Source organism: Spirosoma aerophilum, assembly GCF_054782495.1.
This window is the reverse complement of record NZ_BAAGSJ010000009.1, coordinates 215,928-238,847: the sequence shown is the minus strand read 5'-3', so window position 1 is coordinate 238,847 and position 22,920 is coordinate 215,928. Positions and strand designations below refer to the sequence as shown.

Annotated in this window: 26 protein-coding genes; 14 read left to right on the top strand and 12 right to left on the bottom strand. The window is 49.6% G+C overall.

Annotated elements, in window-relative coordinates; translation table 11 throughout:
* Window positions 1-18: 18 nt before the first annotated feature.
* A complete protein-coding gene (locus ACYVK4_RS08690; RefSeq protein ID WP_461127103.1) occupies window positions 19-762 on the bottom strand; it encodes an acyl-[acyl-carrier-protein] thioesterase in 744 nt (247 codons plus the stop codon).
* A gap of 296 nt (window positions 763-1,058) precedes the next feature.
* On the opposite strand from ACYVK4_RS08690, the gene ACYVK4_RS08685 reads away from it, so the two are divergent.
* The 4 genes from ACYVK4_RS08685 (at window position 1,059) to ACYVK4_RS08670 (ending at window position 4,130) form a co-directional block, all read left to right on the top strand.
* Window positions 1,059-1,670 (top strand): trimeric intracellular cation channel family protein, encoded by a 612-nt coding sequence (locus tag ACYVK4_RS08685; RefSeq protein ID WP_461127102.1) that lies wholly within the window; start codon window positions 1,059-1,061, stop codon window positions 1,668-1,670.
* 170 nt (window positions 1,671-1,840) lie between these two features.
* A complete protein-coding gene (locus tag ACYVK4_RS08680; RefSeq protein WP_461127101.1) occupies window positions 1,841-2,134 on the top strand; it encodes a helix-turn-helix domain-containing protein in 294 nt (97 codons plus the stop codon).
* 128 nt (window positions 2,135-2,262) lie between these two features.
* The gene (locus ACYVK4_RS08675; protein ID WP_461127100.1) at window positions 2,263-3,609 is read left to right on the top strand and encodes a hypothetical protein; all 1,347 of its coding nucleotides are present in this window, start codon (window positions 2,263-2,265) and stop codon (window positions 3,607-3,609) included.
* 59 nt (window positions 3,610-3,668) lie between these two features.
* A complete protein-coding gene (locus ACYVK4_RS08670) occupies window positions 3,669-4,130 on the top strand; it encodes a hypothetical protein (RefSeq protein WP_461127099.1) in 462 nt (153 codons plus the stop codon).
* 14 nt (window positions 4,131-4,144) lie between these two features.
* On the opposite strand, the gene ACYVK4_RS08665 is transcribed toward ACYVK4_RS08670, so the two are convergent.
* The 4 genes from ACYVK4_RS08665 to ACYVK4_RS08650 form a co-directional block, all read right to left on the bottom strand.
* Entirely contained in the window at window positions 4,145-4,321 is a 177-nt protein-coding gene (locus ACYVK4_RS08665; protein ID WP_461127098.1) for a hypothetical protein, read from the bottom strand.
* Window positions 4,322-4,371: 50 nt separating this feature from the next.
* Window positions 4,372-4,806, bottom strand: coding sequence for a type II toxin-antitoxin system VapC family toxin (locus ACYVK4_RS08660; protein ID WP_461127097.1), 435 nt, complete (start codon window positions 4,804-4,806; stop codon window positions 4,372-4,374).
* Complete coding sequence (locus ACYVK4_RS08655; protein ID WP_461127096.1) at window positions 4,803-5,039, bottom strand: hypothetical protein; 237 nt, start codon at window positions 5,037-5,039, stop codon at window positions 4,803-4,805. The genes ACYVK4_RS08660 and ACYVK4_RS08655 overlap by 4 nt, the downstream gene beginning before the upstream one ends.
* Before the next feature lie 88 nt (window positions 5,040-5,127).
* Window positions 5,128-5,400, bottom strand: coding sequence for a type B 50S ribosomal protein L31 (locus ACYVK4_RS08650; RefSeq protein ID WP_461127095.1), 273 nt, complete (start codon window positions 5,398-5,400; stop codon window positions 5,128-5,130).
* 603 nt (window positions 5,401-6,003) lie between these two features.
* Here ACYVK4_RS08650 and ACYVK4_RS08645 point away from each other — a divergent pair.
* On the top strand, window positions 6,004-8,484 hold the full coding sequence (locus ACYVK4_RS08645; RefSeq protein ID WP_461127094.1) for a ribonucleoside-diphosphate reductase subunit alpha: 2,481 nt from the start codon (window positions 6,004-6,006) through the stop codon (window positions 8,482-8,484).
* Window positions 8,485-8,902: 418 nt separating this feature from the next.
* Here the strand turns inward: ACYVK4_RS08645 and ACYVK4_RS08640 are convergent, their stop codons facing one another.
* Both ACYVK4_RS08640 and ACYVK4_RS08635 read right to left on the bottom strand, forming a co-directional pair.
* A complete protein-coding gene (locus ACYVK4_RS08640) occupies window positions 8,903-9,949 on the bottom strand; it encodes an NHL repeat-containing protein (protein ID WP_461127093.1) in 1,047 nt (348 codons plus the stop codon).
* Between the two features lie 16 nt (window positions 9,950-9,965).
* Window positions 9,966-10,988, bottom strand: a complete 1,023-nt coding sequence (locus ACYVK4_RS08635) for a LacI family DNA-binding transcriptional regulator (protein ID WP_461127092.1) — start codon at window positions 10,986-10,988, stop codon at window positions 9,966-9,968.
* 436 nt (window positions 10,989-11,424) lie between these two features.
* Here ACYVK4_RS08635 and ACYVK4_RS08630 point away from each other — a divergent pair, with 436 nt between their 5' ends.
* From ACYVK4_RS08630 to ACYVK4_RS08605, 6 genes are all read left to right on the top strand, one after another.
* Entirely contained in the window at window positions 11,425-11,589 is a 165-nt protein-coding gene (locus ACYVK4_RS08630; RefSeq protein WP_461127091.1) for a hypothetical protein, read from the top strand.
* A gap of 142 nt (window positions 11,590-11,731) precedes the next feature.
* Window positions 11,732-12,043, top strand: a complete 312-nt coding sequence (locus ACYVK4_RS08625) for a hypothetical protein (protein WP_461127090.1) — start codon at window positions 11,732-11,734, stop codon at window positions 12,041-12,043.
* A 66-nt stretch (window positions 12,044-12,109) separates the two neighbouring features.
* Window positions 12,110-12,772 carry a mannitol dehydrogenase family protein gene (locus ACYVK4_RS08620; RefSeq protein ID WP_461127089.1) on the top strand — a complete coding sequence of 221 codons (663 nt, stop codon included), beginning with the start codon at window positions 12,110-12,112 and terminating at the stop codon, window positions 12,770-12,772.
* Window positions 12,773-12,831: 59 nt separating this feature from the next.
* Window positions 12,832-13,869, top strand: coding sequence for an aldo/keto reductase (locus ACYVK4_RS08615; RefSeq protein ID WP_461127088.1), 1,038 nt, complete (start codon window positions 12,832-12,834; stop codon window positions 13,867-13,869).
* Between the two features lie 4 nt (window positions 13,870-13,873).
* A complete protein-coding gene (locus ACYVK4_RS08610; RefSeq protein WP_461127087.1) occupies window positions 13,874-14,230 on the top strand; it encodes a VOC family protein in 357 nt (118 codons plus the stop codon).
* Between the two features lie 32 nt (window positions 14,231-14,262).
* The gene (locus ACYVK4_RS08605) at window positions 14,263-14,868 is read left to right on the top strand and encodes a DUF1684 domain-containing protein (RefSeq protein WP_461127086.1); all 606 of its coding nucleotides are present in this window, start codon (window positions 14,263-14,265) and stop codon (window positions 14,866-14,868) included.
* A 101-nt stretch (window positions 14,869-14,969) separates the two neighbouring features.
* Here the strand turns inward: ACYVK4_RS08605 and ACYVK4_RS08600 are convergent, their stop codons facing one another.
* The 4 genes from ACYVK4_RS08600 to ACYVK4_RS08585 form a co-directional block, all read right to left on the bottom strand.
* Window positions 14,970-15,419, bottom strand: a complete 450-nt coding sequence (locus tag ACYVK4_RS08600; protein WP_461127085.1) for a hypothetical protein — start codon at window positions 15,417-15,419, stop codon at window positions 14,970-14,972.
* Window positions 15,420-15,609: 190 nt separating this feature from the next.
* Window positions 15,610-16,662: a methyltransferase gene (locus ACYVK4_RS08595; protein ID WP_461127084.1), complete on the bottom strand. Its 1,053-nt coding sequence runs from the start codon at window positions 16,660-16,662 to the stop codon at window positions 15,610-15,612.
* A gap of 99 nt (window positions 16,663-16,761) precedes the next feature.
* The gene (locus tag ACYVK4_RS08590) at window positions 16,762-17,445 is read right to left on the bottom strand and encodes a hypothetical protein (protein ID WP_461127083.1); all 684 of its coding nucleotides are present in this window, start codon (window positions 17,443-17,445) and stop codon (window positions 16,762-16,764) included.
* Between the two features lie 356 nt (window positions 17,446-17,801).
* Window positions 17,802-19,154, bottom strand: coding sequence for a D-arabinono-1,4-lactone oxidase (locus ACYVK4_RS08585; protein WP_461127082.1), 1,353 nt, complete (start codon window positions 19,152-19,154; stop codon window positions 17,802-17,804).
* 165 nt (window positions 19,155-19,319) lie between these two features.
* On the opposite strand from ACYVK4_RS08585, the gene ACYVK4_RS08580 reads away from it, so the two are divergent.
* The 3 genes from ACYVK4_RS08580 (at window position 19,320) to ACYVK4_RS08570 (ending at window position 22,423) form a co-directional block, all read left to right on the top strand.
* Window positions 19,320-20,324, top strand: a complete 1,005-nt coding sequence (locus ACYVK4_RS08580; protein ID WP_461127081.1) for a bifunctional heptose 7-phosphate kinase/heptose 1-phosphate adenyltransferase — start codon at window positions 19,320-19,322, stop codon at window positions 20,322-20,324.
* 92 nt (window positions 20,325-20,416) lie between these two features.
* Complete coding sequence (locus tag ACYVK4_RS08575; protein ID WP_461127080.1) at window positions 20,417-21,685, top strand: AGE family epimerase/isomerase; 1,269 nt, start codon at window positions 20,417-20,419, stop codon at window positions 21,683-21,685.
* A 255-nt stretch (window positions 21,686-21,940) separates the two neighbouring features.
* The gene (locus ACYVK4_RS08570) at window positions 21,941-22,423 is read left to right on the top strand and encodes a hypothetical protein (RefSeq protein ID WP_461127079.1); all 483 of its coding nucleotides are present in this window, start codon (window positions 21,941-21,943) and stop codon (window positions 22,421-22,423) included.
* Between the two features lie 79 nt (window positions 22,424-22,502).
* Here the strand turns inward: ACYVK4_RS08570 and trxA are convergent, their stop codons facing one another.
* Window positions 22,503-22,814, bottom strand: a complete 312-nt coding sequence (gene trxA, locus ACYVK4_RS08565; RefSeq protein ID WP_461127078.1) for a thioredoxin — start codon at window positions 22,812-22,814, stop codon at window positions 22,503-22,505.
* Between the last annotated feature and the right edge of the window lie 106 nt (window positions 22,815-22,920).

Here is a 22,920-nt window from a genome sequence, read left to right as displayed (position 1 = left end):
AACGCCAGCCCGGTAAAACTAACGCCATCGGCTCCGCGCCAGGATCACATCTTTGCCCGATTCGGTTTGAACGATCCGGTGCAGCAGCGAGTCCGACGTTTCGATGGCGGTTTGTACGTCCAGCCAATCGTGCCAATGGCTTTCGGTCCTGTAAACTAAATCAATTTCAGCAATTTCCCGCGTTTGTAACGTATCTGTATTGATCGATTCGAGTAGCCACTGCACATACGCCACATTGTTGACATGCTGGTTCTGGTCGATGCTGAGCCAGCCCACCTCTACCGGGCGGGTCTCATTCGGCATAAAGGGCAGCGTCTGAAAATCGGGCTTGAGGGGCAGCGTAGGCAATGGATCGACGTTAGTGGGTGCGCTTAGCCGACGGATGAAGTCGGGGAGGGGCACCATGCTTCGTTTTTCCATGCTGAAAACCAGCCAGATACTGCCCGCATCGGCCAGTAATGTGCCATCCTCGGCCAGTACCCGAAAATCGCGGTGAATAAAATATTTCTCTACCGTGGTCGGGTAGGTCATTAGCTGAATCGTATCGCCATAGCGCGGGTACTGGTGCATCCGCAAGCAAAAGCGCATGAGCATCCAGCCAAAGCCCTGCCGGGCCAGATCAGTAATGCCGATGCCGTAGTCGATGGCATTTCGGTTCGCTGACTCCTGCATCAGGTTCATCAGGGCCGGTAGGCTCATTCGCCCGAAGGCATCGCACTCGTAGCCGCGTATGGTAAAGGTATCTGTCTGAATAAACGCCATGCTGCAAAGAACGATGAAACGCGTATTGGTACGATTAAACGGGGCGAAACATTGTCCTGTTATTGTACCGGACCGCATCCTGCTGTCCAGCCGTTAGGCTAAAATTGCGTGTACTAATGTAAAAAAATTAGCCTGACGGCTGGACAGCAGGATGCGGTCCGATACATCAATCAAAATACAACATAACGTATTGTACACTGTAGTCAAAAATCCTAAAAATACCGGCTTTTCTGATTTCTTTTGCCGGGAATTAGTCTGCTCAGTCAATAAGATTATTATCGGTAAAATTTTTTGCTATGACAGTCTGGTACATAATGGATCTGGTCGGTACGGGCGTCTTCGCGATTTCGGGAGCTTTGTCGGCGCTTAGCAAAAAGATGTACCACGATCTGTTTGGCCTCTTTTTTATCGGGTTCGTCACGGCCGTGGGCGGGGGCACTCTCCGCGACATCATCATCGGGGCGCATCCCCTTGCCTGGATACGCGACCCTCACTACCTGATCGTTATCCTGAGCAGCGTGCTGCTGGCCATCTTCTGCCGGAAATGGTGGCTGGGGGCTTTGCAACGGCCACTGCTCGTTTTCGATACCCTTGGCGTCGGAATTTACACCATACTGGGAATGCAAAAAGCCCTGGCCCTGGGCGTTAACGACTGGGCTTCTATCCTGCTGGGCATTATTTCGGCCCTGTTCGGGGGCGTCATCCGGGATACGCTGGTTAACGATCTACCCCTGATTTTCAGCAAGCAACTGTACGCCACGCCCTGTCTGGCGGGGGCACTTCTCTACCTGGTTGGCCGATCACTCCCTATCGAGCCAAACGTAACCTTCATGGCATCCGTCGCCCTGATTACCGCATTCCGGCTCGTAGCCATCCGCAAGAACTGGTCGTTGCCACAGATTCGATGAGTGGCTTGTATTTGGTATTGTAACCTTTTTGGGTGATTTCAGACATAAAAAGGTTGATTTCAGCCATATTAAACTGGCTTTATTAGGTGGGGTACCACAAATTCCTTAATTCGCCTGGAATTGAAATGTGGTTACATGTCTTCGTGTCTCCGCATCAGACAAGCCCTAGTATGCTCCAACCACACCCTTTTGAGAATCCCACAGACTGTACCTTATTTTCAGGTCTGGTTGACCTGACGCCCTGCGAATGGAAAGTACTATTTTGTGTAGCCAATGACTTAACAACGGTTGAGATTGCCGACAAACTTGCCCTGACGCCAAAAAGTGTGGAGAACTACCGCACACGTATTGGGCGCAAACTGACTATGCAAGGCCATCACAAACTAGCCCGGTTTGCCCGGAAGTATGCTAGTGAACTGCGGCAATGGCATGACGAGTTATTGCGGGCATTACCCCCCCCCTAGAAACAAAATAAAGTTACATAGATGTAACGGTTAGTTTGATGTGAAACTATCAATCGACTGATTGTGATAAATCGTTTCAAAAATTGAGGGGTTTTCCCTCTTTCGCGCGATACATCATCCGAATACCTTTGATACAGAAAAAGCCCCACGACAGTTTGGCGACCGGACGCGGGGCTTTGAAGAAGTTCAATGTTTCACCATTATACATGTCAAATGTAATGAAAAAAACAGCGTTTACCCTTGTATTCTTCTTACTAGTCAGTCTTGCTTGTGAACGGCCCGAGTCCTTGACAACTAGCCTGCCCAAACTTGCCAATCAGGAAAGCCTGTCCATTGCCGACGCCAAAAACTATTTTATCAAAACAGTTTTACCTTCAAACCCTTCTGGCAGAGTAGCGAGCCAAAACAAGTACGAGCGTGATATTGACTGGAATGCGGCCAAAAAAGTAAAACAGACCAACGGCCTGGAAGTGGTTGCCGCTCCCGTGATCTACAAGACCAATAGCCGGCCGGGGGTAATTCTTTGGGATGATAAGACATCGGACGATGAAAAGCGACCTAAGATCGAGAATGTACTGGACGCCAGGGAGTGCTTACTGACGTATAAGGACAAATCCGGCAATTTCCAGACTCAGATCGTCCAGTATATTCCCAGCAAAGAGTACAAGACAAAGAAAAAGGGGGTTATAGCCGATGATTTTAGTGGATGGGTGATGGCCCTAACTTGGGATGAGAAACTCATTACAGGTTATGAATTTAAGAACGGGAAGGATGTCCGGCAACTAACAACGACAAAAGCGGCTGCTGGCGGGCGTTTATCCTCCTGTGATTTTACGTACTACCAAAGTGTTACGGCGAATTGCTATTCCTGTGGGACTAATTGTACGGCCTGCGATGTGTCTGTGTCGGGGGGCTATCAGGGTTATTGCACCGGCCCTTCCAGTGACAGTGCGACGGATCCAAATACGAACGTAAGTTATGGGGGACAAGGTATTTACTATTATACGGCAGCTGCGCCATCAGATTATAACTATGGTATTAGTTGCACTACATTTGTATTTACCAAAACAACACCATCTTGGCAAGAAGCAGGTGTGAAAGGGTTTTATATGAATATTGTCTACTGGACCCAGCAGCGTAGAGAAGTCCGTCGATACGATATACCAGGTCAAGTAGTAATTGGTATGCCCCTTAATAGATCAAATGGGCAAGCAATATCGACTGGGCAAGCCGCAACTATCGCAGCGTATATTGTAGCCAATGCTTCTGATCAAACATTTCTAGAATACCGTGACCGGGAGGATCAGCCAAGCGATTGGGAAGTAGAACGATCGTTCCGAAATAATCTAAAAAATGCTGCCACTGCTATGGGCATAGGCGCTAATGCTAGCACAAATGGCTCTGGTTCTCCACTTATTCTTATAAAGCAATCTGAGTTCACTTTCTTAGGAAATGGAAACTGTGACAGTAATTAATTTTCATCTTGGTAATAGCTACGAATTAGTTCGTAGCTATTACATAATTCTGCAGCAATGTGAAAGATTTTCGTTTTATTCAAGAAATAATAGACTTCGTTAGTACCATCAATGACCAGAATAACGAAGTCCAAGTAGTCTCCATGGATAATTTGGAGAATGAATTTTCGCGATTAAAAGCTACCTATAGAATTAAAGATTTTGAGGCACACTTATATAATATTCCCCTTGAACGGTTTACGCTCTTTAAATTAAATGACAGTAATGTTGTAGCGATACATCTTTTTGTAAAGCCCAATAAAAATTTAATTGGCCTTATAGAAGCTGATTTGGGAGATTATCATACAGCAGCGAGTTGGGGTATTGAAGAGAAGGCGGATTTGAAAATCGTTAGTTGGAATTATGGACGTTTTATCGTCGATTTACGAAAAAACGTCAAGAACCTTGACCGTGATTATACATTTATGCCACCTTATGATGTCATTACCATTAGTAACGATGTTTATAGAAAGCTAAAATAGGAGACCCTTTAAAATTATTGGTCTACCCATACTTTAAACAGGTTTGCTGAATACAAGGCTAACAAACCTAGTTCCATCAGCATCAACAAAAACTCCCCCGCTGCGTTTGACCGCAGCGGGGGAGTTTTTGTTGATGCTGATGGAACGACTACTGGGCAGTCGAAGTCGGCGTTGCGTTTCTTTGGTGCCATACCGCTTGCGGAACTTGTCCACACGACCGGCCGTATCGAGCAGTACCTTCTTAGCCGATTGATATGGGAAGCGTTTCAGCTGTAAAAAAGGTGTTCAATAAATCATCGGCTGTTTTGAAAAGCTGAACGTTGGCCTTTACCGTGATAGCCGAGGCTAACTGAAGGGAGTCCAAGCTACGGAGTCCGCGCTGTCCGTATTTATCAAGTAACTGGCGGGATAACTCCAGGAGAGACTCATCCGTAGCGATAATTGTGTAAGAGGCATAGTCTTCATCGAACGCATTGAGAAGCAGGGTGGCCTGCTGAACCGTGATTTCGTTCATGCGGACTCTGCGCCATACAATGGATCGAAATTCAATGCCAGCTAATGCCGATAGATAAATCTGCTCGATGGAGTGCAACTCAAATAATTGATCTAATTCGGTCGAGCCATTTTCCTGAAAATATAGCTTAAACAAAGACGATGTGTCCAGGAAGATGTTCATAATGCTTCCCGGCGTTCCCGAATGACTTCGTCGCTCAATGAACCCTCGTAGTTTTTCAGCGCTTCCCGAGTCTTACGGAAAGAGAAATCATCCATCGTCAACCGTTTGTGCTTTGATGCGATGGTCGGGTCTTCCAGAAACGTGACAATAACCTTTGTCTCATTCTCGAACGGAACTTTGTCATGCAGGTAAACCTGGCCATTTTGATAGACGCCCTCAACAGCTACTAACATAGTCTTCAGTTTTTATCAAATATACAAAAAACTCCCCCGTCGCGTTTGACCGCAGCGGGGGAGTTTTTTATTGGCGCTGATGAAACGACTACTGGGCAGTCGAAGTCGGCGTAGAGTTTTCTTTGGTGCCATAGCGCTTGCGGAATTTGTCCACACGACCGGCCGTATCGAGCAGTACGTTTTTGCCCGTGTAGAACGGGTGCGACTGCGAGCTAACTTCAATCTTTACGAGCGGATAGGTCTGGCCTTCATACTCGATACTGTCTCTTGTTTGAACCGTAGAGCGAGTCAGAAATTTATAATCGCTCGACAGGTCGTGGAATACCACTTCGCGGTAGTCCGGGTGAATGCCCTTTTTCATGATTAATCTCAGTTTCTTGTCATCTTCTCGGTTTCCGACCGAAAAGGACTGCAAAGGTACGGCGTTTGCCCGGAATACCAAAGTCTTTTTCAGCTTCTTTTAGCAGTTGATTATGAAGTCACTAAATCAGTGCCGTTTCCTAATATTAGCATAATCCCGGCTTGTGCCTATCCCGCTTTATTCTTACTTTTCCATGGAAATATACTTCCTCTGGAAAACAGTTCAGGGCGGAGTTTGACCTGGCTGGCCGATCAATAAAATCTCAATTTTTTATTTCCAAGACTAGCGCTACAGTGGGCTATTGGTAAGTCGCTAAGGCTGACGACTTAACAATTTCTTAACCTGTCTGATAGAGTTGCACCTTTCAATGAATTCCGGAAATTCCCGAACCTTCCGGGTTGCTTTTCCGTCTATTTCAAAGGAACTTTAAAACGGCATTTGATTTCGGTGATAGCGTTCAACAGTTGTTGACTTCGCACGATCAGCTTCCTGATGAATGTCGACCAGGGGAGAAAACCCGCCTATGGCGCAGCTAAAGCCCTTTATTCATAACATTTACCGCATTTATCATTTTTTCATATAGTATAACTAACCCAAACGCTCATGTTTGTTGTTAAACGCGATGGCCGCCGGGAGTCGGTTAAGTTCGACAAAATCACGGCTCGGATCGAGAAGCTTTGCTACGGCCTCGACCCCGCTTATGTACAGCCGGTAGAGGTGGCTGTAAAGGTCGTTAGTGGACTCTACGACGGTGTGAAAACCACCGAGCTCGACAATCTGGCGGCCGAAACAGCCGCGTCGATGACGACCAAGCACCCCGATTACGCTATTCTTGCTGCCCGGATCGCCATTTCGAACCTGCACAAAGAGACGAACAAGTCGTTCTCTGGCACCATCAAGAAACTGTATCAGTACGAAGACCCGAAAACCGGCGAAAATGCCTCGCTGATTTCGAAAGAAGTGTATGATGTAGTTCGACAGCATGCCGCTCTGCTGGATTCTACCATTATTTATGATCGGGATTACGGCTATGATTACTTTGGCTACAAAACGCTGGAAAAATCGTATCTGCTGAAACTGGATGGCCGCATTGCCGAACGCCCGCAGCATATGCTGATGCGCGTGGCAGTCGGTATTCACCAGGAAGACATCGACTCGGCGATTGAGACCTACAATCTGCTCTCCGAGAAGTGGTTTACCCATGCCACGCCGACGCTGTTCAACGCCGGTACGCCTAAGCCACAAATGTCGAGCTGTTTTCTGCTGACGATGAAGGACGACTCCATTGATGGTATCTACGATACGCTGAAACAAACGGCTAAAATCTCGCAGTCGGCGGGGGGTATTGGCTTAAGCATTCATAACGTTCGGGCTACGGGTACCTACATCAAAGGCACCAACGGTACTTCCAACGGGATTGTACCTATGCTGCGTGTGTTTAACGACACGGCCCGCTACGTCGATCAGGGTGGTGGCAAGCGCAAAGGCTCTTTCGCGATTTATCTGGAGCCCTGGCATGCCGATATTTTCGACTTCCTGGATCTGAAAAAGAACTCGGGTAAAGAAGAAGGCCGCGCCCGCGATCTGTTCTACGCCCTCTGGACGCCCGATCTGTTCATGAAGCGCGTAGAAGACGACGACGTTTGGTCGTTGTTCTGCCCGCACGAGTGCCCCGGTCTGGCCGATTGCTACGGCGATGAGTTCGAAGAACTGTACACGCGGTACGAGCGCGAAGGCCGCGCCCGTAAAACCATCAAGGCGCAGGAGCTGTGGTTCAAAATTCTGGAATCGCAAACCGAAACCGGCACACCTTATATGCTGTATAAGGATGCGGCCAACAAAAAATCGAACCAGAAAAACCTCGGTACCATCAAGTCGAGTAATCTCTGTACCGAAATTATCGAGTACACGGCTCCCGACGAGATCGCGGTTTGTAATCTGGCGTCCATCGCGCTGCCGAAGTTCATCACGCGCGGCACCGATGGCATCATGCGCTTCGATCACCAGAAGTTGTATGAAGTGACCAAAACGGCCACCCGCAACCTCAACAAGATCATCGACATTAACTATTATCCGGTCGAAGAGGCTCGTCGGAGTAACATGCGCCACCGGCCAATCGGTCTGGGTGTGCAGGGGCTGGCCGATGCTTTCATTATGCTTCGGATGCCGTTTGAATCGGATGAAGCGCGTCGCCTGAACGAAGATATTTTCGAGACTATCTATTTCGGCGCCATGACTTCGTCGATGGAGCAGGCTAAAGAATTCGGTCCGTACGAAACCTGGAAAGGGTCGCCGATCTCGGAAGGCAAGTTCCAGTTCGATATGTGGGGTGTTAAACCAAAATCAGGTCGCTGGGATTGGGAAAGTCTGCGGAAAGATGTTGTTGAACACGGCGTTCGGAACTCGCTGTTGCTGGCTCCCATGCCAACAGCGTCGACCTCGCAGATTCTGGGCAACAACGAATGTTTTGAGCCGTATACGAGCAACATCTACACCCGTCGCGTATTATCGGGCGAGTTCGTGGTCGTGAACAAACACCTGCTCAAAGACCTGGTGAAGCTGGGCCTGTGGAACGATGCCATGAAGAACAACCTGATTCTGGCCAACGGCTCGATCCAGGCGATTCCGAACATTCCGCAGAATATCAAAGACCTCTACAAAACGGTCTGGGAGATCAAGCAGAAGCACATCATCGACATGGCCGCCGACCGGGGCGCTTACATTTGTCAGTCGCAGTCGCTGAACATCCACATTCAGGATTCGAACTTCGGCAAGCTGACGTCGATGCACTTCTACGCCTGGAAAGCGGGTCTGAAAACGGGTATGTATTACCTCCGCACGAAAGCGGCTGCCGACGCTGTGAAGTTCACCGTGGTACAACCACAAGCCGAGCCTCAGCTGGAGCCGGTTATGGCCGAAGCCGTAACGGTAGAGAAACCCCTCGATTACGTACAGTACGCCAAGGAGCACGCCCAGAACACAACCCCGCAACCCGTACCGATGGTAACGGACCTCGAACAGCAGTATGCCGCCATGACCTGCTCGCTCGACGATCCGGAAGGATGCGAGATGTGCGGAAGCTAGTTTAGACTGACATTTTGCGAGTTTTTAACTCCCGGCTGTGGTTAACATGGCCGGGAGTTGTGTTTTAAAGAGCCTCATGAACGCTTTAGGAGGACTATCATCCTACCCCATCAGCATGCAAATACACTAGCGGTTGTAAGTTGACGTGAAGGATACGGTTAAGGGTGGTGTTGGGTTCTTCAACCCGACACAGTAAGGTTTCTTAAAACCTTCTCTTAAGAATAGTGAAAGGTAGGTTTTGAGAAACCTCCCCTGTCAGGTTGAAGAACCTGACACCACAGGAACAGAAGATGATTGTGTATTCGGGTTCGCCAACGGCCATTGTAGGGATTTTAAACGAAACAAATTATACGAAGCGTTTAGGATGCGGGGAAAATTCCCTCTTCCTAAGGCTTTGGGTTTCTTCTATTAGACTGAATCACTTCGCCACCGTTGTCACCATGCCATCCGGCGATAATTTGCGGATGCAGTCATTGCCTCCATCTATGATGTAGATGTTTTGCCGGCTGTCAATAGCTATGTCGCAGCCCAGAGGAAAGTTGAATAAGGCCACCAGCGCGTTGCCGTCTTTGTAGCCTTCCTGTGCCCGGCCACCCATGTTCACGCTGTTAGACTGAATGACGCTACCACCGGCAATGGTTGTTACTTTGTTGTCCGCAATTTTGATGATGCGATGCAGGCGTCCATCGGAAAAAATAACCTCCCCCTTTTTGTTGATGAGAATATCCTCTGGGGCCATCAATTCGGCTTTGCTGATATCGCCCTGCACATAAATCGGTCGAAATTCCCGTTTTCCGCACAGCCCGGCTACTGTTGTGACGGTGCCATTGGGAGCCAACTTCTTAATGCACCGGCCATCGCCGTCGCTTAGGTAAAGATTACCAACCGCATCTATACCCATGTCGGCGATCCACTTGGTTTGTAAAGCCGGATTTTCCCGGGTGTTCACCAGCGTAGTGACCATCCCTTTGGTGTCTATTTTTCGAATCAGGTAAAAGTCGCCGAGGTTATCTTTGTTGGTGTTATCGCGTTCGGCAACGTAGATAGTACCGGCCGGGTCAATTTCAATGAGTTCGATACTCCTGAACTGAGCCGTTTGTAACGGGCCGTCTTTCACGCGGCTCATAAACGGCACACCGGCAAAGAGCGTTATCTTACCGTCGGGGGTGAGCTTCCAGATCACGCTTTCGTCGGCCATGTAAATGTTATCCTGACCATCAATGGCCATGGCGTTGCAACCCGGATAAGGCGGCCGCTTTGCTTCTTTCTGAATGTCTTCGTTGATGTAGGAAAGTTTTCCATCGGGGGTTAGCTTCATTATCCGTCCCCGATAGATATGCACAATCACATTGTCTTTGCTGTCGACCACAATGGATTTAGGCGTCGAGGGTAGCTTAGGAACAGGCGATTGAGCCCTTGTTGGCAGGGAAAGCAGACTGAGCAGAAGAAACAGTGTGTAGTGCATCGCTTATGTCAATTTATTACCCATCCACCGGCCGCGTAGAATCCTGAATGACCAGCTCGCCCTCCAGATTGGCCTGTGTAATGGTGTTGTTTTTAATAATACTCTCCAGTAAAATTTTGGTGGCCAGCTGGCCCATCTCCAGCAGGGGCTGTTTGATGTAGGTGATCGACGTATGGAAGAGGTTATAAGACTCGGCCTGGTCGATGCTCACGACGGCTACCTGTTCTGGAATGCTCAAGTGCAGGGTATTCATCTGCTGCAGGCCGTAGAGGGCGAGCCTGTTGGACGCAAACAGAATCGTGTCAACGGGTTTGGGGCCCTTTAGCAGCTCGTCAACGGCTTTGGCTATTTCGTTTCCGGTCGTATCGAGTCGCAGTTCTTTCAGCCACGTTTTCCGAAATGGGATTTTATGCTCTTTCAGGGCTGTCAAATAGCCCCGTTTGCGTTCGTTAAGGTTAAATAACGTTGTGTTGAAGGTAACCATACCGATGCGCCGATAGCCGGAGCCGATCAGATGATACATGGCTTTATGAATAGCCCCGAAGTTGTCGAGCGCCACATAACTGGTCTTAAGGTCAGGGAAATAGCGGTCAATCAGAACAAAAGGAATGCTTTTTTTCTGTAGTTCGGCCAACTGGCTTTCGGATTCTTCGGAGGGGAAAATGAGCAAGCCATCGACCTGGCGGTTGAGTAGGGTTGTGATGAGTTTCTGAGCTTTTTGCGGCTTTTCGTCGGAGCTGCCGAAAAGCACCGTGTAGTTGTATTTGTCCGCTTCATCTTCAATGATCCGGGCCAGCGACGAGGAGAACGGGTTTGAAATATCGGCTACCACCAGGCCGATCGTGTGAGTCTTGTTTGTCTTGAGACTCCTGGCAATCTGGTTCGGTATGTAGTTCAGTTCGTTGGCAACGTCCCGGATTTTCTTGGCGACCAGTTTACTGATTCGGTTTTCCTTTTGATTATTAAGAACATACGAAACAAGCGCCGTTGACACCCCTACGGCTTGGGCGATATCTTTTAATGAAGTCTTTTTGGTCATAACAGACAAACATAGAAAAATCCTATTAATAAGTTAATCGTTTAAACAATCTTCTTGTTTCTTAAACATATGAAGTAAGTGGTAAATCATAAAAAAAGAATATAAATAGGCTATTTATTGTATTATACTAATATTTTTACGCGGCTATATAAAGAACTTTCCCGGTTTTGGGTGCTTTGTGTTTAAACGTTTAAACCAATATCTTTTGGTTGTGGTTTTTATAGCTGAAATGCCTACGATAAATAGTTGGCAAACAAGCTTACTAAGAGCGAGTTATCGAGTTATGTAATTAGTCCCGTTGACGAATGAGGAGAGTAGCGTCTCAAAAGGGTTGAGACCAATATTTACGGGAAATAAGTAAACCGGGACTGTTCAAAAAAGGAGACCTGCCTTGTGCACACTTTCTGAAACGGACCCATTAACAACCGAGAAAGCAATGAAACTACCATACGCCCATACGAACAAGACGACGTCAACTGACTTTACTCTTTCGTTGCGAAGAACAGTTTTAACATTTATCAACCAACATGCGGGGGTGTTCGAAGCACTGGCCCGCCAGCAAACGCCGTTCGGCGGTTCGCTCCTGGCAAACGATCGTTGAGCCAGCAAAATCAATCGAAAGAGTAGCGGGAATAAACCCCGGGTGACAATCCGTGTCTATACATTCAATCCATTAAATAGGGACGAACGTACTTAACCGGATGGGGATCGCTTACTCAGTATCAACATTAACTTCCATCAACATGAATCGTTTCTCTGTTTTATATATGCTTAAAGGGCAGTACCATCACATTGGTGCTCCTACCCATTCAGAAGCGCTGTCCATTCTGCAAAAGCTGTCAGCAAGCACAAAACGGGTGCCGGTGGGTATCTACGACGCCAAAACTGAACTCATTGAGTGGGAGCCCGGCCGTCAGCAGAACTACGATCAGGCCGACTTTCAGGAGCAGGGTAAACTGGCTGATCAGGTCATTACCATTGCGCAGGCCTTACGGCGCAGAGATGCTACCTGGCAGCCCGCCAGTACGTTCAAACAGCCCAGCTTCTTCGCCTAAAGAACGAACCCGTTCCGAAGCGTCGCCTATACAATCTGACTCAACAACATAAACTTATTTTTCGATATGTTCACAACTATTCAGGAGGTGCATACGGAAGACCGTACTCTCCGGATGCTCGACACATCCCACACACTACTGGCTTATCCGGCTTTTCTGGCCGGGTATCGAACAATACACGAGGCTGTAGCCGATGGCTGCCTTAATACATACCTGCGGACTTCTCTAACCATAACGAATAAGTCGCTGATCAATGCCCCCACTAATGAACTGGAAGAACGCATTGACCAGTTGATGTACCACGTGGCGAGCCCGGAAGAGGACGATTCTCTTGTTGACGTATGCCGGGATGGAGCCTCCAAACTGGCTACTTACATCCTTCCTGCCCTTCGCGACCGGCTCGAACAGGGTAAAGATGTATCATCTTTTGCCTTCCTGCTGGCAGCCTACGGGCAGTACCTGAAAGCGGGTGTGGATGATAAAGAGGAGCAGTATACGGTCGATGAACCGGACTTGACACCGAACGACTGGAAGATACTGACGCATGGCGATGAGTTGTCTCTGCTGGACATTTCGGCATTTGCACCGGCACATTTGCGTTCGTTCCCTCAGTTCGTGACCCGCTATAAGTCGTACAGTCGCCAGATTGCTTCCCATGGTCTTATCTTTTCGCTCAAACAGACGCTGTGCGCGTTTGGGGAAGACGACAGTCCGGTGAGCGATAGATAAACGATTGAAAGGACTTTTGTCTGAAAAACACGCCGGCAAGTCCGGTAATGGCAAGAAATATGGAATACAGACAGCTAGGGGCATCGGGCCTGCAGGTTCCGGTGTTGAGTTTCGGCACGGCTACCTTTGGGGGCGGTAATGAGTTTTTTAAAGCATGGGGCAGCACCCAGGTCGACGAGGCAACCCGCCTGGTCGATCGCTGCCTCGATGCGGGCGTGAATCTCTTCGATACCGCCGATGTTTACTCCGATGGCCTTTCGGAAGAGATTCTGGGGAAGGCCATCGAAGGAAAACGCGACAGACTGCTGATCTCGACCAAGGCCACATTTCCCTTTGGCGAAGGACCAAATAATCAGGGGTCGTCGCGTTTTCGTCTGCTCAAACAGTGCGAAAGCAGTCTCAAACGATTAAAAACGGACTATATCGACATCTACCACATGCACGGCTTCGACGGCGTTACACCCCTGGAAGAAACCATGCGGACGCTGGACGATCTGGTGCAAAGCGGCAAGGTTCGCTACATTGCCTGTTCCAATTATTCGGGCTGGCATCTGATGAAGTCGCTGGCTATTTCGGAGAAATACGGATGGAATCGCTTTGTGGCCCATCAGGTTTATTACTCGCTGGTGAACCGGGAATACGAGTGGGAGCTGATGCCGCTGGGCATCGACCAGAAGGTAGGAGCGTTTATCTGGAGCCCATTGGCGGGTGGTCGTTTGGGCGGTCGATATGGCCGCAACAAGCCCGCGCCAACCGAAGGCCGGGTTTCGGAGGGTAAAAGCCCGGTGCCGCAAGCCGTTGTTCCGGAAGAAACGTTTTATAATATCACGGATGCGCTGGACGAAGTGGCGGCCGAAACCGGCAAATCTGTAGCGCAGGTGTCGCTGAACTGGTTGCTACAGCGCCCAACGGTATCGAGTATCATCATTGGTGCCCGTAACGAAGAGCAGCTTACCCAGAATCTGGAGGCCGTAGGCTGGAATCTGACAGTCGATCAGGTCAAAAAACTCGACGCTGCCAGTGATGTACCGACCATTTACCCATACTGGCACCAACGACAGAATCTAACCCTCAATCCACCCCCGAAATTTTACTAAGCGCATGATTCAGTTTACCCGGTTAGATCATGTGCTTGTCTCCATTCCGGAGGGGAAAACGATGGAGGCCAGAGCTTTTTATAGTGAGGTGCTGGGGCTTGCCGAGATCCCGGGCGAACATCCGGGTGGGGCAATCTGGTTTGCGATTGCCGACATTCAACTGCATTTGCGGGAAGAAGCTGGTGGCAGTTTATCACTGCGGCATCCCGCTTTCGAGATTGTAAATCTGGAAGCGGCCAAACTCGAACTACAGCAAAAGGGCGTAGCGCTTTCCTATTCATCCGACATTGATGGGCGACAGCGGTTCTTTATCCGCGATCCCTTTGGTAATCGGATGGAATTTCTGGAATTTGTGCGCTGAACGAGCCTTCATAAAAGGCTGAATGGATGCCTATGCGCTACGTACTATTGCTGATGATGGGTTGCCTGGCTACGGCAGTCATGGCTCAAACGCCTTTTGCCGATCAACTGGCCAAACATCGGGAAACCTATAAAAAGGACTTGCTATCGACGGCGGGCGGGCCCTTGACCGAGGAGGGCGATTTAGCTTATGTGACGTTCTATGCACCCGACTCAACGTATCGTGTAACGGCTACGGTAGAGCGGATGCCCAATGCCGAGCCGTTCGAGATGCCCACGTATAACGGAAAAACACGCTCGCACGTGGCCTATGCCTTGCTGTCGTTCAAGCTGAACGGTAAGCCACAGACATTGACGCTGTATCGCAACCTGAACGTGATTCGAATGCCTGAATACCGTGATTACCTCTTCCTGCCGTTTAAAGACGCAACTTCAGGTACGGAGACCTACGGCGGAGGCCGCTATCTGGATTTACGCACGGGCGAGATCCAGAACGGACGTGTAACGCTCGATTTCAACAAAGCCTACAATCCATACTGCGCGTTCAAAGAGGGCTATCCCTGCCCCATTCCCCCTAAAAATAACACGCTGACGGTGGCTGTGAAAGCGGGAGAAAAAGCCTTTGGAAAAGATCACTGACTAATGGGTCTTCTATTAAAAACCATTTCCCCTCTTCCTGAGTCCGCGTGGACATAGGAAAAGGGAAAATGGTACAAGCACACGTTTATAGATTAGGTTGGTTAATTTTTCACGAAAGACAGGTGCTCATCTTCGGCTGGCTCTTTGTCATCGAGTTGTAGATTCGACGAGGTCGATGCGCTGTTCAGGTTCCAGGTGCCGTTTAGCAGATCGTATGGCTTCGAGGTGCCCATGTTGAGAGTTATGGATGCTAAACCGTTGCCGCCATAGTAGGTTACGGCCGGTGAGTACACCCATGTCCCTTTGGTCGTTTTGTTATTCTCGGTGGCTGTAACTGTGCCATCGGCTGAGAAAACAAAATTTATATTTTTGAAATTGGATGATTTATCTTCCGTTCGCTGACGCAGGGAGCCAACAGACCAGTTGCCAACCGGCATAACGGCTTTTACGTCGATGCCAGACGCTGTTGAAGCGGGCACGGCCTCATCGGCCTTCTTGCAGGAGAACGTGGTAGTAACGAATACCAGGAGTAGGAACACGACAGATTTCATGGGTAAAGCGCGTTTAGGATTTCCCTCAATACGGAAACGCACTAAGTTGAGTTGCGTGAACTACTTAGAAAATTTTGCAGGCTATAAATAGAGGACTCTGTACCGCGCGGGAAACCCGAGTAGCCAAAGCCAGCAACCTATTCTTCTGGTTAATCTTTGGCTACTCGGGTTTCCCTTCGGCATACGAAAATTATATTTTTCGGGCCCAGATCAGGCTGTAGTCCATTTGTGTTGGAATGTTGTCGGCAGTGGGGTGCAGACCAGCTTCCGTAAACCAGCTTCGGTACTCGGCCCGGCTGTAACAACGGCCTTTGGTGACCCAAAATAACTGGGCTGAATAGTCGGCTACGGCCAGGGGACCGTCGAGCGTATCGTTCAGGAACGCATCATGAGCCCACAGTTCGCCACCCGGTCGCAAGGCCGAAGCAAAGCGATGGGCCAGCGACTGGCAGGTTGATGTGGGCCAGTCGTGAAACAGGCTGGCGGCCAGTAGAATATCCGTTTGCGGAAGCTCGTCTGTTAGCATGTCGCCCGGTAGCAGGCGAACCCGTTCCCTGAGGCCATCGGCTCCCGGACGACCACTTTGGCTAAGCTCGTCCAGAATTTCAGCCGCTACCGTCAATACCGCCGGGCGATCCAGGATGGTGGCAGTCGATGTGGGGTTGTTCAGCAACCATTCGTAGGTATAGTAGCCCGTACCCCCGGCCACATCCAGCAGATGACCTTCGCGTTTCGGCATCTTTGCCGCCACCACGGGCGACAGGTATTTGGCACGCCCGGCCAGGCTTAGTGTAAATTTTCGGGATAGCTCAGGGTCATCCATGGGCGAAGGGCCATCGCCTTCCTTCACAAACGAGATGCCGTCCGGAGCTGCCAGAGGGCCGTCGTTTTTCAGCAACTCAGCCATTTCCAGTGCGCCTGCATCGTCTTTTTCCAGACCTGTGTAGCCTGTCAGGTTGGGCGTTTGGGTCTGTGTAAGATACTGCCCCAGTGCTGTGACATACAGGTGGCCAGATTCATTGAAGGCCAGAAGATCCATAGCGCAGAGAGCCGGGAAGAGCACCATAGCCGGGCGCTCTTTTAACCCCAACCGAGCACCTGCTTCTGCTAGTGAAAGGGATTCTGTGCTTAACAGCTCGAAGACTTGCAGGTGATGAACGGCTGCAATCAATAAGCGCGAGCCATACATAGCGCGCAAGTGGCGGGTAATTGGGGCGAGGTCGAGTTGAGGGTTCAGCGGCATCGAAAGAGTAGGTTTCCAGACCGGATTAGCCGGCCTGGGCGAACGCCAAAGATACAAGCACTCTATCGAAAAAGAACCGCACAAATGCCGGGCTTCACCTCAATTGGCCGTCTTGACAGCCTCCTTGTTCGATGCGGCTTTGGGGTCATGCTGCACCATCCAGTTGAATCTGTCGATCAGCACAAGACGGCCGGCCAGTGTTCGATTATTGATATTATGATTCAACACATACTGGTTCAATTCCCGATCGTAGGTAGTCATCAGTGGTGTGTAAATGTCTTTATGGAACCGGTCGAGGTTCAGCAACTGACCGGCGTCGTATACAAAATAGTTGAACAGATCCGTATCCTGCGCTATTTCCGGCTGGTCGTTGATCGTGGCCGGGTGACTAAGCCAGCGCTTGAATAACCCACGCGGCTTTTTTAACCGTCGAACTACCGTCAGGGGGCCATCCATGCAGATTTCGTGAAACACCTGACTTTCGTAGTCTTTATTAACGGGTTTTGCCAGCGAGATAAAAACGCGCAGTTTATGCGTCGAGTAATCAAACCAGGTGAAGCGACCAACCTGATTGGCCGAAAAGGTTCGAATCCGTCCGTTGGTTTCACGCAGCGATACCATCTCGGCCGCCCAGTTGTAGGCAAGGTCGCCTTCTAGCGTTGTTCGATCCCAAAGTTCCAGCTGACCCGCTCGCCAGATAATTTTCGGTCCGGCCGCCTGACTGGAGTTAACAAGAAAAAATACAAATAATAAGGCGAATGTAAATTTTAGTAAATTTTTCATAGGTATATTATTCAGGTTGTATGCGTAGAATTGCTCAGAAGCTACCCACGTAAGTCGAGGTGATCAACGAGCTCTGTCATGTCAATATAATCAATAGGTAACTGCTTTGTTTTCAGATAATATATTGTTCTATTTTTGCTTTTAAGACTATATTTAGATGGAATTGAATCCGATTGGGAAAAGAATTGTATTGTTCTATTTTTCTGTTTTTAAGTCAAATTAGACCGGAAGGAAATAGTTATCCAACGGTTAGTAAGTATTCGTGCCTGTTTAAGTGATAATGGTATAGTGCAAAAAAAAGACGCCCTGTTCAGGGGCGTCTGTGTACATAGTTGAAAGCAATGAGGCTGAGCAATCTATACCTGCGTAGCGTAGATCGTTGAGTCCAGGAACGCGTTTCGGAACTTGCCTTTCGGGTCATATTCTTTGACCAGCTGTTTGAAGGCAGGCAGTTTCTCATAGCGCGATTGAAGTACCGATGGAGCCATGGTAAATAGCTTACCCCAATGGGGTCGGGCTTTAAACGGGGCCAGTTCTTTCTCGATCATGGGAAGCACTTTTTTCACCGACGCCCAATCCTGTTTCCATGTAAAGTGAATAGCCAGACTGGGCTGCTTGTAACAGGGGCTCATCCAGAGGTTGTCGGCGTCGATGGTGCGGAGTTCCGAAATCATCAGGTGAGGGCTTATCTGATCACGCAAGCGCTCAACGGACAGAATGGCTTCCATGGCGTTTCGGCGAGGGACGAAATACTCGGATTGCAGTTCTTTGCCACTGCTGGGTGTAAAGCCCATGCGGAAGTGGGGCATGCGCTCATACCACGGGCCGGGCACCCCCATTTGCTCAGTGCAGTTCACGGCCGAGAGTTCGGCAATGGGGTGTAGGTTCTTCTTGGCAAGCGTTGCCCCGAAGTAGTCCGATTTGGCATCCAGTTTTACGCCCTTGTCAATGCGTCGTTTAATCCAGACTTCACTAACACGGCTCTTCTGCCAGTCGGTGAATAAACTCACGCTATACCCGCCCGACACGATAGCGTCAAAATGCTCTTTTAACTGGGCCATGGGCAGATTCTCGTAAACGTCCTGCCGCATCTGGAAAGTCGGCTGAATATCGAGGGTCACTTTTGTCACCACGCCCAGCGCCCCCAAATGCACTACGGCCGCCCGAAATACATCGCCGTCTTTAGCGCGGGAGAGCGTCCGGATCTCGCCCTCGGCGGTAACGATTTCCATAGCCGCCACCGCCGTCGACAGGTTACCATTTTTCACACCCGAACCATGGGTTGCTGTAGCACAGGCTCCGGCAATGGAAATATGGGGCAATGACGCCAGATTATGCAAGGCAAACCCTTTTTTATCGAGGTAAGGGGCCAACTGGCCGTATTTCATACTGCCGTCGACGGTTACCGTATGGGCTTTTGTATCGAGCGAGATCACGTCATCCATGGCCTGTAGCGAAAGCAGGTTGTCTTTGCTGTCGGCAATGGCGTTGAAGCAATGGCGAGTGCCCAGAACCTTTAACTTCGGCTGTTTTTTGACGAATTCCTGTACCTGACTGATGGATTTAGCCGGGTACAGTCGGTCGGTGCTGTATTGTAAATTACCAGCCCAGTTTTTCAACTTCTCGTCGGCTGTCCAGCCAACCAGGGGAGCTAATGCAGGTGTTGCCAACAGCGTAGAGGACAGTTTAAGGAATGTTCGTTTATTCATCGTTCAAGGGTTTAACACTAATCTAATTAGATAATTCTTGAAAATTGGCTGGGTGCAAAATAAAGAAGGAAAAATACCGGAAATTTTAGTGATAAACAGGGTTGGTGAGTAGCCGGTAGGCTAAACCAGACTTTATAAATGCAAGCTACATACAAGCCTGATTGAATGACACCTGCCAACATTACAGCACTTTTCCACCGATTTTCTACTTCCAGAGTCGGTGTTATCGGCGATTTTGCCATTGATCTCTATTTTACGCTGCAAACCAAAACGGGCGAACGCTCGCTGGAGACCCAGAAAGATGTGTTCTGGGGAAGTCGGCCGAAGGCGTCTTTGGGCGCAGCGGGTAATGTAGTGCAGAATCTGGTTGCTTTGGGTGTATCGCACTGTCAGGTAATGGGCTGCGTAGGCAACGACCTGTTTGGCCGGGAAATGAAACACCTGCTGAATGAGTTGGGCGTGAATACGCACGCGCTGCACACACTTGAAACCGACTGGGATACCTGCCTGTATACCAAGCCTAACCTGGATGGACAAGAAGCCAATCGAATCGACTTTGGCATCGCCAATCAACTCTCCGATGCCCTTTTTGCGGATCTTATTGCCAGTCTGGAGCGGGCACTTGACAGCCTGGATGTGGTGGTCATTAACCAGCAGTTTGCCAATCCCCTGCTCACAAAACACCGGGTGGGCGTGCTCAACGATCTGATCGCCCGTTTTCCAAATGTGCGCTTTCTGGCCGATATGCGCGATGTAGGCACACTAATTCGGGGAGCCACCTTAAAAGTGAACACCACCGAACTGGCCAACTTTATGTCGCTGCCCGTACCCGAGTCGCCTGATCTTGATTGGTGCGTTCAGCAGGGCAACGCCTTCAGGAAGCAGTCGGGTGGTCCCTTACTGATTACGCGCGGTCCGGCCGGTATTCTCTATCTGGACGATCAGGGAATGCATCTGGTTGACGGACTGCCCCTACAGGGAGAACTCGACACGGTGGGGGCTGGGGATACGGTGGTGGCTACCTGGGCCGCCTGCCTGGGAGCCGGAGCCACGCCTGACGAGGCTGTGCAACTGGCCAATCTGGCGGCTGCTGTAACGGTTCAAAAACTAAATCAGACGGGCACGGCGAGCCTGCCCGAAATCCTTGACTTGTATCAAACCGCACACTAATTGGTTCACAGAGGCTAGGGATTGAATAAATCAGCGCTGATTTTATCCGTGACAATCCGTTTAATCTGCACAATCTGCGAGAAATATTTATTATGACGAACGAAGCCCTGCTCCAGTGCCGTCAGGAACTGCACACTCATCTAACCACAGAATTGCTGCCTTTCTGGACTGCCCGTACCGCCGATTACGTAAACGGCGGTTTCATTACTCACTTCGATCAGGATGGCCATGACTCGGGCGAGGACGAGAAGTCGCTCATTGCCCAGACCCGCTCCATTTATACCTATGCGTCGGCCCATCGGGCGGGCTATGGCGGTGGTGCCCTTGCCGATCTGGCCCGTCATGGCGTCGACTACCTCCTGAACCGGATGTGGGATACCGAACATGGTGGGTTTTACTGGATGACCAACCGGAGAGGTGAGGTGCTGAATGACCAGAAGATCGTATACGGGCAGAGTTTTGCTATTTATTGCCTGAGCGAATATACCCTGGCTACGGGCGACCCGCGTGGCGTTGAGTATGCTCAAAAGGTATTTGATTTCCTGCAAAAGTACGGAGCCGATACCTGTTACGGGGGCTATTTTGAAGTATTCGACCGTCGGTGGACCTTAACCGGTCCGGGCGCTGCCGGTGGAAATCGCAAAACGCTCGACGCCCATATGCACCTGATGGAGGCCTTCACGACCCTGTACGAGTGCACGGGCCAACCCATTCACCGCCGTAAACTGCTGGAAGTGATCAGCCTGCTGGTTGGGAAAATTATGCACCCTGTTTACGGTACGGGTGTCCCGCAGTTCTGGGCCGACTGGCGCGTGGCTCCCCAAATTAAATTCGATGTGATCTGGGGGTGGGATCGCTTCACCGAAGATGGCGTGAAGCGTGAAGCCGAAGACAACACCAGTTACGGCCACAATGCGGAATTCGCCTGGCTGCTGCTGCATGCGCTGTCGGTGCTCGATATTCCGCACGAGACTTATTTCAGCCACCTACAGAAAGCCCTTTCCCATGCTGCCGACCACGGTGTAGACTGGGAGTTCGGGGGCGTATTTGTGGAGGGGTCGCATAGCGGGAAGGTGTATGATCGGGAAAAGGAATTCTGGCAGCAGGCCGAGGTACTCATTGGCTTTCTGGACGCCTACCGCATTTTCGGAGATGAGAAATACTGGCGGGCTTATGAGAACGTTCACCGTTTCGTGATGGATAAAATGGTGCATCATGAAGTAGGGGAGTGGTGGCCACTGATGACCCGTCAGGGGGTGCCGATCTGGACGCACATGAGCCATTCGTGGAAAATAAATTACCATACCGTTCGGTCGATGGTGCAGTCGATTCACCGGCTCGATCAGTTGATGAGTCAGTAAACGGCTTCGCCTGAGTTGGTAAGTCAGTAAGTTAGTAAGCGGCTTCGCCCAAGTTAGTAAGTCGGTAAGTGGCTTTGCCTGAGTCAGTGGTTATGAGAGACTAAAAGGGCATTTATGACTTTAAGTGATTATACTTTACGAATGAGAATAAATACATACAGATAATTCATTATTTGTACAATAAAAGTGCAAAATAATGTTTGTTTATTCTTATTTTGTTTATTAGATTGACCGGTAACTAAACACTTTCTGGTCATGAAAACGCTCCTTTTGGTAACCGCCTTGTTGCTGAGTACCGTTATGTGTGGGTTGGCCCAGGCCGACAACGATGCCATTAAACGTGTGTTGCGGAGTGAAACGGAAGGATTTTTTAAGCGAGACAAAGCCGAGTGGTCGAATGCCTGGGCACATACACCCTACATTCATTTTGCGGCCAACTTGTATGGGGGCGATTTTATGCTGATAAAAGGGTGGGATAATCTGGAAAAGCAGTTTGCCAGCCAGTTCAGAAGCTCAAAAGTATCAGACAAGGTTACCGTACAGAACGCCAATTATACTATTCATCAGAATGGCAACATGGCATTCGTTGCGTACGACCAGACGCTCGTGGACAGCCACGGGAAGACAGAGTCGAAAGAGTCGCGCACACTCGAAAAGATTAACGGACAGTGGAAGATCATTAACGTTACAGCCCTAACGAACCTGAAGAGTTTCGGACTGGCGCAGAAGTCGAATTAAGATTGATGGACATAAATGTTACAAAAAATCCGGCCACACACTGTGGCCGGATTTTTTGTAACATTAGGGTGTAAAAACCTTATTGGTTTGATGAAAATTGCTTCACAAGCCCTTCCAGCGTATGCAGGTTCTGCACGCCCGACTGCCGCCAGACGATCTTGCCGTCTTTAAACAGAATCATGGTTGGAATACTCCGAATCTGATATTGCTGAGCTGCCGCCTGGGCTTTATCGACGTCGATTTTAACGACGCGAACTTTATCGCCGGAGCGCTCGGTCAGTTGCTTTAAAATAGGCGCCTGTTGCTTACAGGGGCCGCACCAATCGGCATAAAAGTCGACCAGTACCGGCTTATCGCCATTGATCAGGTCTTTAAACGATTGCTTATTCATGGTCTTTGTGTTTTTAGGATGGTAAGCGGCTTCGCCCAAGTCGGTAAGTCGGTAAGTGGCTGACCGTACCAGTGGACCGGTGCAGCAACACTTTTGCGCCAGCCAC

Excerpts from the sequence above, each read along its gene's own strand:
- trxA (WP_461127078.1), bottom strand. The coding sequence starts at position 22,814 with ATGAATAAGCAATCGTTTAAAGACCTGATCAATGGCGATAAGCCGGTA.
- ACYVK4_RS08635 (WP_461127092.1), bottom strand. The coding sequence starts at position 10,988 with ATGACCAAAAAGACTTCATTAAAAGATATCGCCCAAGCCGTAGGGGTG.
- ACYVK4_RS08585 (WP_461127082.1), bottom strand. The coding sequence starts at position 19,154 with ATGAATAAACGAACATTCCTTAAACTGTCCTCTACGCTGTTGGCAACA.
- ACYVK4_RS08610 (WP_461127087.1), top strand. The coding sequence starts at position 13,874 with ATGATTCAGTTTACCCGGTTAGATCATGTGCTTGTCTCCATTCCGGAG.
- ACYVK4_RS08600 (WP_461127085.1), bottom strand. The coding sequence starts at position 15,419 with ATGAAATCTGTCGTGTTCCTACTCCTGGTATTCGTTACTACCACGTTC.
- ACYVK4_RS08580 (WP_461127081.1), top strand. The coding sequence starts at position 19,320 with ATGACACCTGCCAACATTACAGCACTTTTCCACCGATTTTCTACTTCC.
- ACYVK4_RS08570 (WP_461127079.1), top strand. The coding sequence starts at position 21,941 with ATGAAAACGCTCCTTTTGGTAACCGCCTTGTTGCTGAGTACCGTTATG.
- ACYVK4_RS08615 (WP_461127088.1), top strand. The coding sequence starts at position 12,832 with ATGGAATACAGACAGCTAGGGGCATCGGGCCTGCAGGTTCCGGTGTTG.
- ACYVK4_RS08690 (WP_461127103.1), bottom strand. The coding sequence starts at position 762 with ATGGCGTTTATTCAGACAGATACCTTTACCATACGCGGCTACGAGTGC.
- ACYVK4_RS08640 (WP_461127093.1), bottom strand. The coding sequence starts at position 9,949 with ATGCACTACACACTGTTTCTTCTGCTCAGTCTGCTTTCCCTGCCAACA.
- ACYVK4_RS08590 (WP_461127083.1), bottom strand. The coding sequence starts at position 17,445 with ATGAAAAATTTACTAAAATTTACATTCGCCTTATTATTTGTATTTTTT.
- ACYVK4_RS08575 (WP_461127080.1), top strand. The coding sequence starts at position 20,417 with ATGACGAACGAAGCCCTGCTCCAGTGCCGTCAGGAACTGCACACTCAT.
- ACYVK4_RS08665 (WP_461127098.1), bottom strand. The coding sequence starts at position 4,321 with ATGGCACCAAAGAAACGCAACGCCGACTTCGACTGCCCAGTAGTCGTT.
- ACYVK4_RS08620 (WP_461127089.1), top strand. The coding sequence starts at position 12,110 with ATGTTCACAACTATTCAGGAGGTGCATACGGAAGACCGTACTCTCCGG.
- ACYVK4_RS08650 (WP_461127095.1), bottom strand. The coding sequence starts at position 5,400 with ATGAAAAAGGGCATTCACCCGGACTACCGCGAAGTGGTATTCCACGAC.
- ACYVK4_RS08625 (WP_461127090.1), top strand. The coding sequence starts at position 11,732 with ATGAATCGTTTCTCTGTTTTATATATGCTTAAAGGGCAGTACCATCAC.
- ACYVK4_RS08685 (WP_461127102.1), top strand. The coding sequence starts at position 1,059 with ATGACAGTCTGGTACATAATGGATCTGGTCGGTACGGGCGTCTTCGCG.
- ACYVK4_RS08645 (WP_461127094.1), top strand. The coding sequence starts at position 6,004 with ATGTTTGTTGTTAAACGCGATGGCCGCCGGGAGTCGGTTAAGTTCGAC.
- ACYVK4_RS08595 (WP_461127084.1), bottom strand. The coding sequence starts at position 16,662 with ATGCCGCTGAACCCTCAACTCGACCTCGCCCCAATTACCCGCCACTTG.
- ACYVK4_RS08660 (WP_461127097.1), bottom strand. The coding sequence starts at position 4,806 with ATGAACATCTTCCTGGACACATCGTCTTTGTTTAAGCTATATTTTCAG.
- ACYVK4_RS08605 (WP_461127086.1), top strand. The coding sequence starts at position 14,263 with ATGCGCTACGTACTATTGCTGATGATGGGTTGCCTGGCTACGGCAGTC.
- ACYVK4_RS08655 (WP_461127096.1), bottom strand. The coding sequence starts at position 5,039 with ATGTTAGTAGCTGTTGAGGGCGTCTATCAAAATGGCCAGGTTTACCTG.
- ACYVK4_RS08630 (WP_461127091.1), top strand. The coding sequence starts at position 11,425 with ATGAAACTACCATACGCCCATACGAACAAGACGACGTCAACTGACTTT.
- ACYVK4_RS08680 (WP_461127101.1), top strand. The coding sequence starts at position 1,841 with ATGCTCCAACCACACCCTTTTGAGAATCCCACAGACTGTACCTTATTT.